This window comes from Zooshikella ganghwensis (genome assembly GCF_018263875.1).
Classification (GTDB): Bacteria; Pseudomonadota; Gammaproteobacteria; order Pseudomonadales; family Zooshikellaceae; genus Zooshikella; species Zooshikella ganghwensis.
This window is the reverse complement of the sequence record NZ_JAEVHG010000001.1, coordinates 539,838-558,032: the sequence shown is the minus strand read 5'-3', so window position 1 is coordinate 558,032 and position 18,195 is coordinate 539,838. Positions and strand designations below refer to the sequence as shown.

Here is an 18,195-nt window from a genome sequence, read left to right as displayed (position 1 = left end):
TTTCAACCGCAGCGTTTCTCGAAATCTTTCATAAAAGTAATCAGTGCATCTACCGCTTGCTCAGGTACTGCATTATAGATAGAAGCACGCATTCCTCCCACCGAGCGATGACCTTTTAGGTTCATCAGCTTATTTGCTTCCGCTTCTTGTAGAAACCGAGCATCTAGGGTGTCATCTTTTAAAGTAAAGGGTACGTTCATCCAGGAACGACAGTCAGGATCAATAGGATTATGGTAAAAGTCACTCTCATCAATAAAGCGATATAATTTTGTGGCTTTTCGCTCATTGATTTCAGCCATTGCTGTAAGCCCACCCTGGCGCTTCAACCACTTAAATACCAGCCCTGACAAATACCAGGCAAATGTTGGCGGTGTATTTAACATTGAGCCATTGTCTGCAATGCGCTGATAATTAAACACTGAGGGGGTTGAAGGCATCACACGATCAAGCAAGTCTTTACGCACAATGACCAGGGTAATCCCTGCCGGTCCAATATTTTTTTGAGCACCAGCATAAATTAAAGCGAACTTACTGACATCAATCGGTCTGGATAGTAGCGTAGAGGACATATCTGCAACCAGCGGAATTGACTCCACCTCAGGTACAAAGTGAAACTCAAGCCCACCAATGGTTTCATTCGGGGTGTAGTGTAAATAGGAAGCCTGCGCTGGAATATCCCACTCCGTCATTGGTGGGATTGTTGTATTCTGGAAGCCTTGAGCATCGGCAACGATATGGGTTTTAGCATACCGAGCAGCTTCAGCTGTGGCTTTATTTGACCAAATTCCGGTATTAACACATGCTACTAGAGGGCTAGCTTCTTTTCCTAGCAAATTCATTGGGATAAGTGAAAACTGAGCCGTTGCTCCACCTTGCATAAACAGCACAGCATAATCATCAGGTACTTGCAACAGATCTCGTAAATCCTGCTCAGCCTCAGCAGCCATAGTTTCAAACGCGGCATGACGGTGACTGATTTCCATAACGGAAATGCCCCTCTGCTGCCAATCAAGCAGCTCAGCCTGAGCCTGTAGCAGCACTTCATCAGGTAAAGCCGCAGGTCCTGCACAAAAATTAAAGGCTCGTGTCATAAACAATACCGTACCAACTAACTCCATAGACAATAAAACGGCCAATCTCCCAGTCAGGACATTGGCCGTTCTGTTAACACTTTAGCGGCTTCAGGTCAGCTTGATCCGCTGACAGGTCATCCTTTTGCAGCCGTTTGTCAGTCTTCACCAGGCTCTTCTCCCTGCTGAGGATCAGGATCATCATTATCGGCATCTGGTTCTGACTCACCCTCTGTCACTTGTGAAGCTCCAACTTCACTATCAACAACATCGTTAAGCTCTTCAGATTCTTCGCTCAAATCACCAGAATCCTCTGGCTCAGCAACCCGCTCGATACTGACTAGACGCTCATCATTGCTCAGCTTAATCAAGCGCACACCCTGAGTATTTCGGCTAAGCACTGAGATTTCGTCAATGCGTGTTCTGACCAATGTGCCTTGGTCAGAGATCAACATCATTTCATCATTATCCCAGACTTGAATAGCACCAATAATCGCACCATTACGCTCACTGCTTTGCATACCAATCACACCCTGACCGCCTCGCCCATAAACGGGGAACTCAGCCACTTGAGTGCGCTTACCATAACCATTTTCACTTGCAGTAAGAATAAAGCCATCATTATCAGGAATAATCAGTGAAATAACTTTATGCTGCTCTTGCAGACGAATACCTCTTACCCCTTTTGCCGTCCGCCCCATCGCACGAACATCTGATTCTTTAAAGCGAATAGCTTTACCAGAACTACTCACCAGCATGACGTCCTGTTCACCATCGGTAATAGCAACACCCACAAGATGATCTTCTTCATCCAACTCCAACGCACGAAGACCAGCATTACGAGGACGTGAAAACTGCTCTAATGGTGTTTTCTTAACAGTACCATTCGCCGTCGCCATAAAGACAAAATGGCCTTCCGTAAACTCAGCGACTGGCAAGATAGCCGTAATATACTCATCAGCCTGTAGCGATAATAAATTATTAATTGGTCGGCCACGGGATGTCCGCCCTGCAGCAGGAATCTCATACACTTTTAACCAGTAAACCTTACCAACCGACGAGAAACATAAGATCTGAGTATGAGTATTCGCCACTAACAAGTGCTCAATATAATCTTCATCTTTCAATGAGCTTGCTGACTTACCACGACCACCTCGGCGTTGAGCCTGATAGGTATCCAGCGGTGTTGTTTTAGCGTAACCGCTCCGTGAAATGGTAACCACCATATCTTCTTCAGTGATGAGGTCTTCAACGGTTAGGTCAACCCGTGAACTGACAATCTCAGAGCGTCGCTCGTCACCATACTCTTCGCGAACCTGTTCTAACTCCTCACGAATCACCGCTTTTAGCTGGTTTGCATCTGACAAAATAAGCATCAACTCAGCAATTCGCTTCAGCAACTCCTGATACTCATTCAATAACTTGTCATGCTCTAAGCCTGTCAGCCTATGCAGACGTAGCTCAAGAATAGCCTGGGCCTGCTCTGGTGATAAATAATACTTACCATCACGTAAACCATATTCCTCTGGTAAACCATCAGGGCGACAAGAAACTGCACCAGCACGATCAATCATGTTTAACACATGACCAGGCTGCCAAGGTGTATTAATCAACTTCTCTTTCGCCTCAGCAGGTGTCGGAGACTCTTTAATCAGCTGAATAACCGGATCGATGTTGGACAACGCAACCGCTTGTCCTTCCAAAATATGCCCGCGCTCTCTGGCTTTACGAAGTTCATACACGGTACGGCGTGTAACGACTTCGCGGCGATGGCGTATAAAGGCTTCAATTAATTCTTTCAGATTTAGCAGCTTAGGTTGACCATCAACCAGTGCCACCATATTAATACCAAAGACACTTTCCAGCTGCGTCTGTGAGTAAAGGTTATTGAGTACAACGTCTCCTGACTCACCACGACGTAGCTCAATCACTACACGCATTCCATCTTTATCAGACTCATCCCGCAGCTCTGTAATCCCTTCTATTTTGCGATCTTTTACCAGCTCAGCAATTTTCTCAATCAGCTTAGCCTTATTGAGCTGATAAGGGATTTCAGAAATGATAATAGTTTGCTTGCCTGTCTTTGGATCTTCTTCTATATCCGCTTTTGCTCTGATGTAGATTCGGCCACGACCAGTTCGGTAAGCCTGCAAAATACCCGCCCGGCCATTAATAATTGCCCCTGTGGGGAAATCCGGCCCAGGAATATATTCCATTAGCTGATCAATCGTTAAAGAATCATCTTCAAGCAGGGCTAAACAGCCATTAATCACTTCTCTAAGATTATGCGGAGGAATATTGGTCGCCATCCCTACCGCAATACCTGAAGAACCATTGACCAACAAATTAGGGATACGGGTTGGTAATACAACTGGGATTTGTTCTGTACCATCATAGTTAGGCGTAAAATCAACGGTTTCTTTTTCTAAATCCGCCAGTATGGAGTGAGCAATTTTTGCCATGCGTACTTCGGTATAACGCATCGCAGCAGCTGAGTCTCCATCAACAGAACCAAAGTTACCTTGCCCATCAACCAGCACATAACGCATTGCAAAAGGCTGCGCCATACGGACAATCGTGTCGTACACCGCAGAATCACCATGAGGGTGATACTTACCGATTACATCACCAACAACACGTGCCGACTTTTTGTAAGCTTTATTCCAGTCATTACCAAGCTCACTCATCGCAAACAGTACACGACGATGTACTGGCTTCAAACCATCACGGACATCAGGCAATGCACGCCCAACTATCACGCTCATAGCATAATCTAAATACGACTGTTTCAGCTCATCTTCGATATTAATCGGAAGTATTTCTTTAGCTAAATCACCCATTACGGATATGTTTCCTTATGCTGTGGGTTCTGACTGATGCCCGCATCAATGAGTCAAAAACCGATAACACCTATGCATTAAGCAACTGCACCAAGTGAAGCTATTCAACATGAAAAAGCGTATTGAGCATCTGTCTTCTAAGCAAGTTAACCTAAATTACCCAACAACCCACTTAAGCTGTATTTATCTGCACGTATTTAGGATGCTTATGCCATCTACAGGCTGCCACAACACTTTTTCAACAACAGCCTTCAAGTTTGTACAACAGCCTCAATAACACCTTTTCTCTTGCATTCAAAACTCACAACAGTAGCAAGCACGCAACCTTGATACAGATTGCGCAAATGATTAAGGCAAAGGGGTATGGGTCTTACCATGCTCAATGCATATTTAATCTATTCACCACTGGTAATATCTCACCAGCTATACTCAACCAGTTTCTTTGCTAGTTGGACTGGGAATTATTCCGTGAAGTTTCGGTCACCCAGCAAAAAGATGAGCAATTATAACCAATTACCGCAAAGGTGTATATTTAATCAATGCATCTGACTCACGCTATTCCAACAATACATTTAAATCGTCACGTTACGACTATCAAACCCACTTTCAGCAAAACAGTTGTTGCATTTTTGCCAAAGTTGGATTTTCTATCACTCCCCGCTCTGTAACAATTGTATCGATCAAGCTAGCAGGCGTCACATCAAAGACTGGGTTACTTACGACAGTATTTTCAGGTGCTACATTTTTTTCACCCAACATAACGAGCTCATGGCTTCCCCGGCACTCAATTTCAATTTCATTGCCTGTTGCCAATTCCATATCCACCGTAGAAGATGGTGCAACAACCATAAATTTACAACCATGATGCCGAGCCAGTATTGCTAAGCTATAGGTGCCAATTTTATTGGCCGTATCACCATTGGCTGTAATACGGTCTGCACCGACTATCACCCAATCTATTTTATTAGTAGCCATATGGTAGGCTGCTGCGCTGTCTACTCCCAAAACAAAGGGTATTTTTTCCTGACTCAGCTCCCAGGCGGTTAAACGCGCACCTTGAAGCCACGGGCGTGTTTCGTTCACCCAAACTTGCTGCAGCTCATCAGCTTCAGCCAAAGCCCGAATAACACCCAGAGCAGTTCCATAACCACCTGTGGCTAATGCTCCTGTATTACAGTGAGTCATTACTCTTATCTTATGGCTACTCGACAATGTAGCTAAGATAACCTGTTTACCGTACTGCCCCATTGTTTTGTTAGCTGTAATATCTTCCTGATGAATCGCAATAGCTTCAGCAATAAGCTTATCTTTTAACGAAGCCGTTACTTGTTGTTCTTTAGAAGATATAACATGCACATCAATCAAAGCCTTCATTCGTGCGATGGCCCACCGGAGATTAACCGCTGTTGGTCGTGCAGCACTGAGCATATCAAGGCTAGCCATGAGAGTATTTAATGGTTGCCCAATAGTTGCGGCAAGAACAACACCATAAGCTGCACTAATACCAATAGCTGGTGCCCCACGAACAACCATTTGCTGTATAGCCAACGCAACATCCTCTGCGGTTGAGCACAACACATAACGTATTTGATTAGGTAACACTTGCTGATCCAGCAATTTTAGCTGCTCCCCTGTCCAGCTAATGGCTTCTACTCCGGAAAAAGAAGACTGCATTTTTTAGGTCCTTTTACATTGGATTAATAAGCTGAATAAGCTCTATATTGCTTTTGCTTTCCTGCTTTAAAAATCAATCTAAAAATACTGACGTTTTTTAATAAGCTATAAAATAATTTAATTGTCGTATATTGACTCATTAAGTTATTGATATAAGCCAGACAAACTACACAACATACGCTGAATATCAAACTCGAAATAGACAACACAAAACTATATACTGCCGACTAGTCTCTGGATACAGGTGATTTGTGCAGGATGCATAAACTCGTACTGATCACTTATTACTCTAATAAGTCTACTAACTAATGCTGTTGTATTTTAAATCAGTCTGTGGAAGCCGCTATGAGTGAAAAAAAAACTGTCGATACCGTCATTGAGGCGGGCTGGGTTATCCCTGTCACCGCTGATAAAGAGGTACTCAAAAATCACGCTCTTGTTATTAATGACGGAACCATCGTTGCGATTACACCCAACGAACAAGTGCTAGATCAGTTCCAGCCAGCAAACCATCAGCAACTCCCCAACCACGCACTGATTCCTGGTTTTATTAACACACACTGTCATGCTGCCATGTCCTTTTTCCGGGGGAAAGCTGATGACCTGCCTTTAATGACTTGGCTTAATGAGCATATTTGGCCTGCTGAGTCACAATGGGTGAGCGCTGAATTCGTTCACGATGGTACTCAACTTGCCATTGCTGAAATGCTGCGCTGTGGTACTACTACATTCAGTGACATGTACTTTTTCCCAGAAGTAGCAGCCAAAGTCGCTTTGGATGCCAAAATTCGCAGTCAAATCAGTTTTCCCATCATGGACTTCCCTACGCCATGGGCAAAAGATCCTGATGAGTATCTCCATAAAGGGCTAGAAGTTTTTGATCAGTTCCGTCACCAGTCTATGACCCGCATCATGTTTGGCCCTCATGCACCTTATACCGTATCAGATGAGCCATTAAAGCGAATCGCAACCCTTTCTGAGCAGCTTGATGCCGCTATCCAAATGCATATTCATGAAACACCAACAGAAGTTAATGATGGGCTAGCCAAAACAGGCAAGCGCCCTCTCCAACGTCTTCACGATTTAGGGTTACTTAGCCCAAGGCTACAGTGTGTTCATATGACCCAAATTACTGAAGCTGATATACAGCTGCTCCAACAAACAGGTGCAAATGTTGTTCACTGCCCTGAATCGAACCTAAAACTGGCCAGTGGCTTTAGTCCTGTTGATCAGCTTCTAAAAGCAGGTATTAATGTATCTTTAGGTACTGATGGAGCTGCTAGTAACAACGACCTGGATATACTCAGTGAAATGCGCACAGCCGCTTTGCTTGCTAAAGCCGTTGCTGAAGATGCTGAAGCTTTGTCAGCGCATGAAGCACTCGCCATGGCTACTATTAACGGTGCAAAAACACTAGGCATTGATGACATTACAGGTAGTTTAGAAGCCAACAAAGCCGCAGATATCACTGCCATTAACCTTGATGAGCTGGAAAATTTACCTATGTATCATCCAGTTTCACAAATTGTGTATACCGCAAGTTCACGACAAGTAACGCATGTTTGGGTGAACGGTCATTTAGTGTTAAATAACCGGGAACTCACTACATTAGATATTGATTATCTCAAAGCCAACGCCCTGCGCTGGAAAGAAAAGATCATTACTGGCAAATAAATAACTACCAACAAGGTACTTTAAAACGGGAAATGCTCGCGATGGAACAATCCCCTGACCGCAAGGTTGATACCCCAAACAACCGCGTTAATGCAAATAGTAATGTTGATGCAGATGAAATAGCTAAGTTTGAGGCATTGGCTAGCCGTTGGTGGGATCGTAACAGTGAGTTTAAGCCTCTCCATGATATAAACCCCCTAAGGCTTAATTTCATTGATGAGCGAGCATTCCTGGCAGGTAAAAAAGTACTCGATGTTGGTTGTGGTGGCGGCATTCTTGCCGAATCCATGGCCTTACGCGGAGCTGATGTGCAAGGCATTGATATGGGAGAAGCCCCACTGACCGTTGCCAAGCTACACAGCCTTGAGTCAGGGGTCAATGTTGAGTACGCTCAAACCACAGCCGAAAATTTGGCTCAAGAAAAGCCTGAGCAGTTTGATGTTGTCACCTGCCTTGAAATGCTTGAGCATGTGCCAGATCCCTCGTCAGTCATCAACGCCTGCTGCCAACTGGTTAAACCAGGTGGGCACGTCTTTTTCTCAACCATTAACCGCAATCCAAAATCTTATCTATTTGCCATTATCGGTGCAGAATACATATTAAAGTTACTCCCTAAAGGCACCCATGACTGGAATAAATTTTTGCGCCCAGCCGAACTAGCCCAATGGGTTCGTGCTGCAGGTCTGCAACCACAAAGCATGACAGGTATGACCTATAACCCCATCACCAAACACTACAAATTGGATGAGCGCGATGTTAGTGTCAACTATTTGCTACACACCATAAAACCCAGATGAATAAAGTCATGCCATCATCACCTATTCATGCCATTTTATTCGACTTAGATGGCACACTACTCGACACTGCGCCAGACTTAGTGGCTGCAGTAAATCGTCTACGCCAAGCTCACGGTGAAAATTCACTTGATTACAACCTAGTACGAAACTGCGTATCTAATGGTGCTAAAGCATTAGTTAAGCTTGCATTTTCAACAACTGAAGACGACCAGCGCTTTACTCATCTTCACCAGCAACTGTTAGCGCTTTATGAAGAACAGCTTGTTAATGAAACAGCCTTATTCCCTGGCATGGATCGTTTACTTCATGCGGTTGAGGCTCGCCGCCTTCCCTGGGGAGTGGTCACCAATAAACCCAGTCAATACACAGCGCCAATAATGGATTCACTTGCCCTGAGCCAGCGCAGTGCAGTGACGATATGTCCCGACCATGTTCAGCAACGTAAACCACACCCAGAACCATTGCTAGCCGCTTGCAGCCGGATTAGCTGTAAACCAGAGCACTGTATTTACATTGGCGACCATGAGCGGGATATTGAAGCGGGTCAACGTGCAGGTATGGTGACGATTGCAGCATGCTATGGCTATATTGACAGTGATACTGACCCTGCTTCCTGGCCTGCAGATTTTCATGCCAATTCCGTAATGGAAATTCTTGACTGGCTTAACGATAACCATTGGACTTTATGAGCTTAACTTTACTGACTGGGCGAACATCATGTTTGAATATCAAGCACAAGACAATCTGTTAGCTGATCGCGTTGTTTTAGTAACAGGTGCAGGTGATGGCATTGGCAAGGCGGCAGCCCTGAGTTTTGCTCGTTATGGTGCTACTGTCATTTTGTTAGGCCGTACCACCAAAAAGCTAGAGGCCGTTTATGATGAAATTGAGCAGAATGGCTATCCACAACCCGCTATTTACCCAATGAATCTAGAAGGGGCAAGCCCCAAAGACTATGATGACCTAGCACAGCGCATTGATGAGGAGTTTGGCCAGCTAGATGGCCTGCTTCATAATGCAGGCAGCCTGGGAACCCTAACCCCCATTAGCCAGTACAATATTGACACCTGGCATCAGGTCATGCAGGTAAACGTTAATGCGGCATTTATGATGACTCAGGCCCTATTACCCCTGCTTCGCAAATCAGACGATGCCTCTGTCATTTTTACGTCATCCTCTGTTGGCCGCAAAGGTAGAGCCCATTGGGGAGCATACGCTGTCTCCAAGTTTGCTACAGAGGGGCTAATGCAAGTACTTGCCGATGAAGAGGAAGATATTAGCCACATTCGCTTTAACTCAGTGAACCCTGGCGCAACCCGCACAGCAATGAGGGCAAAAGCTTACCCTGCAGAAGATCAGTCTAAACTGGCCAGCCCTGAGGATATCCTTAATGTTTACCTTTACTTAATGGGGCCAGATAGTAAAACTGTAAATGGTCAAGCTTTTAACGCTCAATAACCCCAAATCATAGCTACCTCTATCAGGTTATTACGCATACTAACTCCCCTTACATTGAACGCTCAAAAAAGGATGACTCATTCCTCTTTGAGCGTTGCAATTCAAAATACTGAAATAGCACACCGTCTTTCATATCCACGATTCACCACTAAAATCATCATGTAACCACTATATTATTTTTTTCGTCACTTATTTGACGCTACCCCTACTCTATCCGTTATGATTGGTTGTTAAATCAAACAATAGCCATGATGGTGGAACCTATTTGCCGCCTAGAACCCTCACGGGACTGTAAAGCCGCAGAAGTATTTAAATAATAAAAACTTAATCAAGTGGCATAAAATTCGCAAAGATTTAGCGAACAAGACGGAACTATTTACAGAAGGCTTTGGTCGTTATGAATCAACCTGTGCAGCAAACACATTTGAGCAAGTCAAGAAAGCTCACCGCAGTCAATGGACAAGCCTCGCCCAACGCTAAGGTTAATATAAAACCGCTTCATCCAACCTATACTGATAACCTCTCAGTAACTCAGCGATTGCAGTTTATTCAAAAGCTACAGTCATCACTGGAAATTGATACCCTGATTCAGCAGCTGTTTAACACCATTAATGGGCTGATTGAGTTAGATGGTCTTACCTATCTTCACAAGGAGTATGACTTAACGATCCATTGTGGCAAAACCAAACACCACAGCTGTAGCTATCGAATAATCACTGAAACTGACCAACTTGGAGAAATCATTGGCTATCGTCAGCAGCGCTTTACTGAAGAGGAATTAACCTGCTTAGAAGACTTACTACAGTATGTCGTATGCCCACTGCGTAATGCTTTACAGTACCGGTCTGCCATCCAGGCGGCTCTTTATGACCCACTCACTGGGGCAGGCAACCGTATAGCCCTAGATAATGCACTTCACCGCGAGTTACAAGTCTGCAAGCGGGAAAAACAGCCTTTATCCTTACTGGTATTAGACCTGGATTATTTTAAGCAAATCAATGACAGTTATGGTCATAGCGCTGGAGACTATGTGCTAAAACAAACCGTCGCCTGCCTGCATAACAGTTTAAGAAATGTCGATATGGTTTTTAGATATGGTGGCGAAGAGTTTATTGTTCTTCTCTCAAAAACCAGTAAGAAAGCAGCTGCAGTGGTTGCAGAGCGCTTACGTAAAAGTATTGAGGATATGCAGTGCCAGTATAACAACATTGCCATTCCACTAACGGCAAGCCTAGGCACTTCAACACTTGAAGCAAAAGATACGATACAAGACTTATTTAATAGAGCCGATCAAGCCTTGTACCGTGCTAAAGCATCTGGTCGAAATGTTGTTATTAGCAGCTAACTGTAAAGATTAGCGCGACGGACGCGAAGGCTTCTTTTTCTTTGGCTTACTCGCAGTGTGTTTGCGCTGCTGTCGCTGTAAGTCAGTTTTTCCTTGTTTACTATGGGTTGGCACAGGCTTAGCACTTAGTCCTACCAGTTTTGCTAACTCATCAACTTCCCGCTGAGAAAGTTCATCCCAAGCACCCACCTTAACTCTGCTCGCTAAAATGACGTTACCATAACGCACACGTTTCAAGCGGCTTACTTTAACTCCTTGAGACTCCCAAAGGCGGCGCACTTCTCTGTTTCGACCTTCCATTATCACAACGTGAAACCAGTGATTAATACCATCGCCACCTGAGTCAACAATGTCTGTAAAACGGGCAGGACCATCATCCAGCGTCACGCCTTCAAATAAGCGCTGTGTCATCTCAGGCGTTACTTCTCCCATAACCCTAACAGCGTACTCTCGCTCTATTTGATATGAAGGATGCATCAGGCGGTTTGCCAGCTCACCATCAGTGGTAAACAATAATAAACCTGAAGTATTTATGTCCAAGCGCCCAATATTTATCCAGCGCTCTCCTTTAAGCTTTGGTAAACGGTCAAAAACAGTAGGACGTCCTTCGTTATCTTTTCTTGAACACACCTCACCTTCAGGCTTGTTATACACCAGCACACGACGATGTTCAGAACCACAGCTAGTTGTCACTAACCGGCCATCCACTTTAACCTGGTCAGTGTTAGAAACTCGCACACCTAAAGTCGCTGTTTGCCCATTCACCTGGACACGACCTTCAGCAATCCATCGCTCAATTTCCCGTCTGGAAGCCAGGCCAGTTTGTGCCAAGGCTTTTTGTAACTTCACCGTTTCCACTTCGTTTTTACTCGCAACTGTTTTCAATAATTAAAGCTTTCTACCCAATTAGACAGTAAGCTTTCAGTTTCTGAATTAAGGATATCTGTATTAATTAGCGGCTCTTACGAGGCTGTACCATCTTGTTGGTCAGTAGATGCATCTATTACATCATCGGTACTGGCTTCAAGCGTAGTTGACTCAGGAGCAGTTGACTCAGCCTCGCCAACCCTATTTCGTACCTGCTCTTCTTGCAGCTGCTTCTCTAAAAACGCAGCTGCACGCGCCTGGGCTTGCTCGGTTTCCTCTGCCAGTGTCATTTCTCCTGCATTTTCAGGCGGTATGATAGCTGAAGCGTCTTCAGAAAGAGGATCAGAGCCGCCATCTTCCTCTTTATTAACGGCTTCTTCCTCACAGGCTTCAGGCTCAAATTGACCAGATAACAACTGATCAAAATGCTCAGGTAGTTGCTGTTCCATTTCATCAAGCTCAGCAAACAGCGCTTCTGCAGCCATCGGCTTATCCTGCATATCCTCTGCAGAGCCAGCTTGCTGTTCTATAGGCTCATCTAACGCCAGCTCTTCATTCGCGGCCATTTCTTTAATCTCTGCAAGTGGAGGCAATTGGTCTAAGCTTTGCAGATTAAAATAGTCTAAAAACTGACGTGTTGTTGCATACATCGCAGGTCTGCCAGGGACATCACGGTGCCCGACTACACGTACCCACTCACGCTCTTGCAACGTTTTGATAATGGAAGAACTTACACTCACCCCACGAATATCTTCTATTTCACCACGGGTAATGGGTTGTCGATAAGCAATCAGTGCCAACGTTTCCAGTAAAGCACGCGTATAGCGAGGGGGACGCTCTTCCCACAGCTTGCCAACCCACTCACTCAGTTGACTTCGCACCTGAAAACGATAGCCAGAAGCAACTTCCTTGAGTTCAAATCCACGCCCCTCACACTGTTCACTAATGGAAGCTAGAGCTTGTTTGATTGCATCAGGCTCAGGACGACTACCTTCGGAAAACAACAGTCGCATCTGTTCTATGGTTAGTGGCTTTGGTGATGCAAGTAATGCACCTTCCAAAATCATGCTTAGAGTAACGTCAAAATCTGTCATGAGGCACGCGCTTTTACATGAATAGCCCCAAATGGCTCAGTCTGCACCAGCTCAATAAGGGACTCTTTAATTAATTCCAGAACAGCTAAAAAGGTCACCACTACACCCAACCGTCCTTCTTCCAGGGAAAAAAGGGCAACAAAAGGGGTAAAATGATCAGCCGATAAAGCACCCAAAACTTGAGACATGCGCTCCCGTGTTGAAAGTGCTTCCTGCTCTACTTGGTGGCTTTCAAACATCTCAGCACGTTTCAATACTCCAGCAAAGGCAACTAATATCTCTTTTAAGTCCACATCAGGCTGAGGTTTATCATGCACAATATGGGGCGGCAAAGCTCTTGCTAAATGAATATCACGTCCTTGCCGTGGTATTTCATCGATGGACTCCGCCGCCTTTTTAAACCGCTCATATTCCAACAAGCGCTTTATCAATTCAGCACGAGGATCTTCCTCTTCCTCTTCAGTCTCTTCACTTGTTCTAGGTAATAGCATGCGTGATTTAATTTCTGCCAACATAGCGGCCATGACTAAATACTCTGCTGCCAGCTCAAAGTGGACAGCTTTCATAAGCTCGACATACTCCATATACTGCAGCGTAATATCAGCAACACATATTTCCAAAACATCGACATTCTGTCGTCGAATTAAGTACAAGAGCAAGTCCAAGGGGCCTTCAAATGCCTCCAGAAAAACCTCAAGTGCTTCTGGAGGAATGTACAAGTCTTGCGGTATTTCTGTGACAGGCTCACCTTGCACAATTGCAAATGGTAGCTCAGCCTGCTCAGGCGTTTGTCGAAAGCGACGCTGATAAGCCTGGCTTTCTGAAAGCAAGTCAGTTTGGTGGTCCAGCGCACTGTCGGCTGTAGTATTTTCCGGTTGAGACACTGGTTCTGACATATCATGCATTCCTAACGAAAGCGCCACAGAGTTAAACATGCTTATTATGTGTTTATGCTGGGCTTACTCAAATCCTGCAAAAGGTTGGTTTGAATTGTGTAAACCTCAATCAACACTAGAAGTATATTAGTTGTATTTATGACAACTACTTTAAACACTGTTGCAACCGCTACTTTATTACTCAGTATTCAGTTATTCAGCTTTAGCTGTCTAAACAGTCTATTTTCGCAAAACAGACTCTATCCTGCACCTGTTTTTGAGTACACTCCTCTTAATAAATTATGATGAAAGTTCCAGGCTGTGCATTTATTTGCCTTCCTGAAAAACATGAAAACATGCCGCACTGTTAAGATGATTAACCGACAGGCGTTAACCACTCTATAATCAGCTTAGAAGAAAATAGTTGGTCCAGAAGTCAGCAGACTAAACAAACATGCACTCACGCTTGTAAGAAAGGTGTAGCATCACCTTTACCTTCACGAATAACACTAGGCACTTCATCTACCATATTGACCACAGTGGTAGGCTCCATTCCACAAAAACCACCATCAATAATCAGGTCGACATGATGTTCCAGCAAGTCACGCATTTCATATGGGTCAATAAGCGGATACTCATCCCCAGGCATAATAAGAGTGGTACTCATAAGCGGTTCACCTAAATCGGCTAACAATGCTTGAGTAATTGCAAAGTCTGGCACACGTAAACCTATTGTTCGCCGCTTTGGGTGCATTAAACGTCGAGGAACCTCTCGTGTTGCTTGCAAAATAAAGGTATAAGGCCCTGGCGTGTAGGCTTTCAATAAACGATAAGCCGTATTCTCCACACGCGCATAAATAGCAAGCTCCGATAAGTCACGACACATCAGTGTAAAATTATGACGATCATCTAAGTTTCGAATACGACGAATACGGTCAACAGCTTTTTTATCACCAATATGACAACCAATAGCATAGGCAGAATCTGTTGGGTAAACGACCACTCCCCCCTGGTGAATAATATCTGCAGCTTGTCGTATTAAACGCTGCTGGGGATTTTCATAATGTATCTGAAAAAATTGGCTCACAGTATTTACCTACTGTTTTTTTATTCAAAGCGACCAAGCAGACCAAATTGGTCGGCACTGTTTTGGTAATAGCGGTACTTTACCCACATCAGCCCAGTGGGTCGCAGGTCCATGAAAGTCACTACCACAGGATGCCAGAAGCTCATAATCACAACTTAATTGAGCTAAATAAGCCAAACGATCAGGTGTAACCCCTGCAGTGGCTACTTCCATCCCATGACCACCAAAGGCTTTAAACTGCTGTAATAAGTTACGTAGCTTGGTATTGGTCATTTTATAACGAGCGGGGTGTGCCAGTACGGCTTGGCCTTCAGCTTCTCTAATCCAGGTGACAACTTGCTGTAAATCTGGCCACTGACTTTTGACATCACCAATTTTGCCAGCCCCTAACCACCGTTTAAAAGCCTGATCACGTGTTTCCACAAAGCCTGAACGAACCATATGTTCAGCAAAATGTGGACGACCTAGCTGTAATTCTTGGTCAGAAAAAAGACCTTTTGTTTGTTGTCGAACAACCTCTAGCGCCCCTTCCAATGGGTCAGTAACACCCACTTTCACTAGCCGCTCAGCAATTTTAGTTGCACGCATTTGCCGCGCTTGACGCTGACAAGTGAGAGCTTGCTGAAAGCTGGATGATTGCAGCTTAATATTTAAACCTAAAACATGTAATGTGATTCCTCGCCAAACACAGGAAAACTCAATACCTGGAATAATGGTTAACGATAATGCTTGCAGCTCTGAGCTATATGCCTGGCTCAGCCAATTAATGCCAGCTACGCTGTCATGATCAGTGATTGCCAGAACATCAACTTGTTGGGTTATTGCCCGTTCAACCAGTTCTAAAGGGGACAAAAGACCATCTGAGGCTGTTGTGTGGGTGTGCAAATCGTACAGCACATTAACTCTCTTTTTACTTACTTTTGCTCATAGTAACAGCTTTCATTTCATGTGCGTTAATGTCATTACACCGACATGGACAATTCGTTTGAACTAAACTGATGTTTAAGGGTTCTAACCGCTGTAGTATCAATTCCTAAGTACCTAAAAAAGCACCCCAAAAACAACACTAATAAAGCAACCATCAGCAATCCAAAAGATGATAGATAGACTTTTATTTAGATTGCTAAGAAAATAAAGTACTATATACACCTACTTATCTAGCCAGGGTGACAGAAACGCAATGAAATTCTTTGTTGATCTACTCCCAATCATCGTTTTCTTCGCGGTATATAAGCTAACAGGCGACTTTTTATTGGCAACCATCAGTATTTTAGCGGCTACTGGTGTGCAAATGGCCTACAGCTGGGTTCGTCACCGTAAGATTGAACGTATTCACCTTATTTCTGCGGGATTACTTGCTGTCCTTGGCGGTATGACCCTCCTTTTTGACAACTCTGCCTTTTTACAATGGAAGCCCACTATTTTGTATTGGGTTATGGGGGCAGCAGTACTGATCTCTCACTTCTGGGGAAAAAAAAACCTTACCCAACGCAGTCTTGAAGGCCTGCTCAAAAGCTCAAATGTTCAACTCCAAGCAGTACCCACAACAACCTGGAGCAAACTCAATTTAGGTGTTTTTGGGTTCCTGACTGCAATAGGTGTTGCCAACCTATATGTTGCTTACCAGTTTAGTGAGTCAGCCTGGGTTAACTTCAAATTATTTGGTTTAACCGGCATCACACTTGTTTTTATGGTTGCATTGATTATGCCACTGTCTCGCTACATGGAGACTGAGCAAAAAGCCGAACCCGCAATGATCAACGAAGAACAAGACTAACAAGCCTTATGCTATATATCATCATCGCTGAAGACGTCCCAAATAGTCTTCCACTACGCCAGCAAGCTCGTCCACAGCACTTAGCCCGACTGGAGCTACTTAGAGAGGAAGGTCGTTTGATCATAGCGGGTCCTACACCAGCTATTGATAGCAACGACCCTGGAGAAGCGGGTTTTACCGGCAGTATTATCATTGCTGAGTTTAATTCACTAGAAGATGCTAAGCGCTGGGCAAATGATGACCCTTATATCAAAGCAGGTGTATACGCCAAAACAACCGTAAAACCTTTTAAGAAAGTTTTGCCTTAATTTCTGCAAGCTATCCTTGTTTCCGCAGACTACCCTGCCCCACTAAAATTTGAGTACTAACACTATGGTATTCTTCTAGAATGGGGCAGGCTTCCCCCCCACAGTCCTTAACGCGTTTTAAACTCAAGTTCATAAAAAAACTGTGATATCCTCTTAGTCTTTCCTTTCATTACATTTAAAGAATGGATTCACCGTATTCAACAACAGTGTCCACAACTGAATGGATTATTCTGGACGATGCCAAAAAATACGTTTTTTTTCACATACAGGGAGCTGGGCCGAATGCGAAGCATTGCAACTTTATTTATTGCAGTCATAGTTATATTTCCCTTACCAGCTCAAGCAGCCCGAATTGGATATGTTGGTGATGAAATCTATGTTCCCCTTAGAGCAGGGCCAGCCAGTAGTTACCGAATTGTACATTCAGGCCTAAAAACAGGTACTCAACTTGAGATCCTGGCCTACGAGATTGAAAAAGGCTATAGCTTAGTAAAAACACCTTCAGGGTTAGAGGGTTATATTGAAAATCAATATTTGGTTGAAGAGCCTGTTGCCAGACTTCAGCTTACAGAGCTACAAAATGATGTATCGTCTTTAACCGCTGAAAAAAATAGATTAGAGCAGATTATTACTGACTTTAAAACTGAAAACCAAGGTGTCATCACCCTAAATGATCAGCTAAAAGAAGAAAAACAAGCCATTCAAGTACGCCTTCAATCACTGGAGAACATGACTAAAAACACCCAACAAATTGTGGCCCGAAATAAAACCCTCAGTGACACACATGTTAAGCTCACAGAACAGATTAGCGCCTTACAAAAAGAAAATAATAAACTATCTCAAATGGCCTACTTAAAGTGGTTCTTGTATGGCGCAGGCACCATGATTCTAGGCATCACCTTAGGGCTAATACTGCCTAGAGTTAGACTGCGCCAAAAACAAAGTGAGTGGCTTTAACGGTCGATATGCCCCAGGTCTCTTTCTGGCTGAAAATAATTGCGTAAGCGTTGTTTGAGCGTTTTTGCATCGGGGAAACCACCATCGCGCTTACGCTCCCAAAGCAGAACATCGTCTGCATAGATATAAAAACGACCACCATGTGATGGTTTAAGGGTCACTCCTGCTAGATCCTCAGCAAATGTACTTAAAAGCTCTTGAGCTAACCAAGTAGCCCTAAGTAACCATTGACACTGACAACAATACTCAATCGTTATCAAGGGTTTATTCTTCATAAAAACCTCAGTACAACCTGATAGCAGCTACTTTAACTGCATCTTGACTAACCTTTAATGTGGTTGAAAAACCAGCTACAAACCCGCTCAATTAAAA

Annotated in this window: 17 protein-coding genes; 8 read left to right on the top strand and 9 right to left on the bottom strand. The window is 44.0% G+C overall.

The genetic code is table 11. The annotated features are described in order from the left end of the window. Positions 1–2: 2 nt before the first annotated feature. From serC to mtnA, 3 genes are all read right to left on the bottom strand, one after another. Positions 3–1,091: a 3-phosphoserine/phosphohydroxythreonine transaminase gene (gene serC / locus KHS79_RS02480; protein WP_212716346.1), complete on the bottom strand. Its 1,089-nt coding sequence runs from the start codon at positions 1,089–1,091 to the stop codon at positions 3–5. 137 nt (positions 1,092–1,228) lie between these two features. Next, complete coding sequence (gene gyrA, locus KHS79_RS02475) at positions 1,229–3,910, bottom strand: DNA gyrase subunit A (protein WP_027706482.1); 2,682 nt, start codon at positions 3,908–3,910, stop codon at positions 1,229–1,231. Positions 3,911–4,516: 606 nt separating this feature from the next. Further along, complete coding sequence (gene mtnA, locus KHS79_RS02470) at positions 4,517–5,584, bottom strand: S-methyl-5-thioribose-1-phosphate isomerase (protein ID WP_212716344.1); 1,068 nt, start codon at positions 5,582–5,584, stop codon at positions 4,517–4,519. A gap of 345 nt (positions 5,585–5,929) precedes the next feature. Here mtnA and KHS79_RS02465 point away from each other — a divergent pair, with 345 nt between their 5' ends. From KHS79_RS02465 to KHS79_RS02445, 5 genes are all read left to right on the top strand, one after another. Beyond that, positions 5,930–7,258, top strand: coding sequence for a TRZ/ATZ family hydrolase (locus KHS79_RS02465; RefSeq protein WP_212716343.1), 1,329 nt, complete (start codon positions 5,930–5,932; stop codon positions 7,256–7,258). Between the two features lie 41 nt (positions 7,259–7,299). Then, complete coding sequence (gene ubiG / locus KHS79_RS02460) at positions 7,300–8,055, top strand: bifunctional 2-polyprenyl-6-hydroxyphenol methylase/3-demethylubiquinol 3-O-methyltransferase UbiG (protein WP_212716340.1); 756 nt, start codon at positions 7,300–7,302, stop codon at positions 8,053–8,055. 8 nt (positions 8,056–8,063) lie between these two features. After that, the gene (locus tag KHS79_RS02455; RefSeq protein ID WP_212716338.1) at positions 8,064–8,744 is read left to right on the top strand and encodes an HAD-IA family hydrolase; all 681 of its coding nucleotides are present in this window, start codon (positions 8,064–8,066) and stop codon (positions 8,742–8,744) included. A 28-nt stretch (positions 8,745–8,772) separates the two neighbouring features. Beyond that, positions 8,773–9,513, top strand: a complete 741-nt coding sequence (locus tag KHS79_RS02450) for a YciK family oxidoreductase (RefSeq protein ID WP_094789360.1) — start codon at positions 8,773–8,775, stop codon at positions 9,511–9,513. Positions 9,514–9,910: 397 nt separating this feature from the next. Further along, complete coding sequence (locus KHS79_RS02445) at positions 9,911–10,858, top strand: GGDEF domain-containing protein (RefSeq protein WP_094786515.1); 948 nt, start codon at positions 9,911–9,913, stop codon at positions 10,856–10,858. Between the two features lie 9 nt (positions 10,859–10,867). Here the strand turns inward: KHS79_RS02445 and rluB are convergent, their stop codons facing one another. From rluB to KHS79_RS02420, 5 genes are all read right to left on the bottom strand, one after another. Further along, entirely contained in the window at positions 10,868–11,707 is an 840-nt protein-coding gene (rluB, locus tag KHS79_RS02440; RefSeq protein ID WP_407704209.1) for a 23S rRNA pseudouridine(2605) synthase RluB, read from the bottom strand. A gap of 113 nt (positions 11,708–11,820) precedes the next feature. Continuing rightward, positions 11,821–12,819, bottom strand: coding sequence for an SMC-Scp complex subunit ScpB (gene scpB / locus KHS79_RS02435; RefSeq protein ID WP_212716333.1), 999 nt, complete (start codon positions 12,817–12,819; stop codon positions 11,821–11,823). Beyond that, positions 12,816–13,715: a segregation and condensation protein A gene (locus KHS79_RS02430; protein ID WP_084611053.1), complete on the bottom strand. Its 900-nt coding sequence runs from the start codon at positions 13,713–13,715 to the stop codon at positions 12,816–12,818. Before KHS79_RS02430 ends, scpB begins: the two co-directional genes overlap by 4 nt. A 439-nt stretch (positions 13,716–14,154) precedes the next feature. Further along, positions 14,155–14,781, bottom strand: a complete 627-nt coding sequence (locus KHS79_RS02425; RefSeq protein WP_027706490.1) for an L-threonylcarbamoyladenylate synthase — start codon at positions 14,779–14,781, stop codon at positions 14,155–14,157. A 24-nt stretch (positions 14,782–14,805) separates the two neighbouring features. Beyond that, entirely contained in the window at positions 14,806–15,678 is an 873-nt protein-coding gene (locus tag KHS79_RS02420; protein ID WP_094786513.1) for a PHP domain-containing protein, read from the bottom strand. Between the two features lie 283 nt (positions 15,679–15,961). Between KHS79_RS02420 and KHS79_RS02415 the strand changes: the two genes are divergently transcribed. The 3 genes from KHS79_RS02415 (at position 15,962) to KHS79_RS02405 (ending at position 17,823) form a co-directional block, all read left to right on the top strand. After that, positions 15,962–16,558 (top strand): septation protein A, encoded by a 597-nt coding sequence (locus tag KHS79_RS02415; RefSeq protein WP_027706492.1) that lies wholly within the window; start codon positions 15,962–15,964, stop codon positions 16,556–16,558. Between the two features lie 8 nt (positions 16,559–16,566). Beyond that, complete coding sequence (locus KHS79_RS02410) at positions 16,567–16,866, top strand: YciI family protein (RefSeq protein ID WP_027706493.1); 300 nt, start codon at positions 16,567–16,569, stop codon at positions 16,864–16,866. A 282-nt stretch (positions 16,867–17,148) separates the two neighbouring features. Then, the gene (locus KHS79_RS02405) at positions 17,149–17,823 is read left to right on the top strand and encodes a TIGR04211 family SH3 domain-containing protein (RefSeq protein ID WP_212716322.1); all 675 of its coding nucleotides are present in this window, start codon (positions 17,149–17,151) and stop codon (positions 17,821–17,823) included. Here the strand turns inward: KHS79_RS02405 and KHS79_RS02400 are convergent. Continuing rightward, positions 17,820–18,098 (bottom strand): SelT/SelW/SelH family protein, encoded by a 279-nt coding sequence (locus tag KHS79_RS02400; protein ID WP_212716320.1) that lies wholly within the window; start codon positions 18,096–18,098, stop codon positions 17,820–17,822. The genes KHS79_RS02405 and KHS79_RS02400 overlap by 4 nt on opposite strands. Positions 18,099–18,195: the final 97 nt, after the last annotated feature.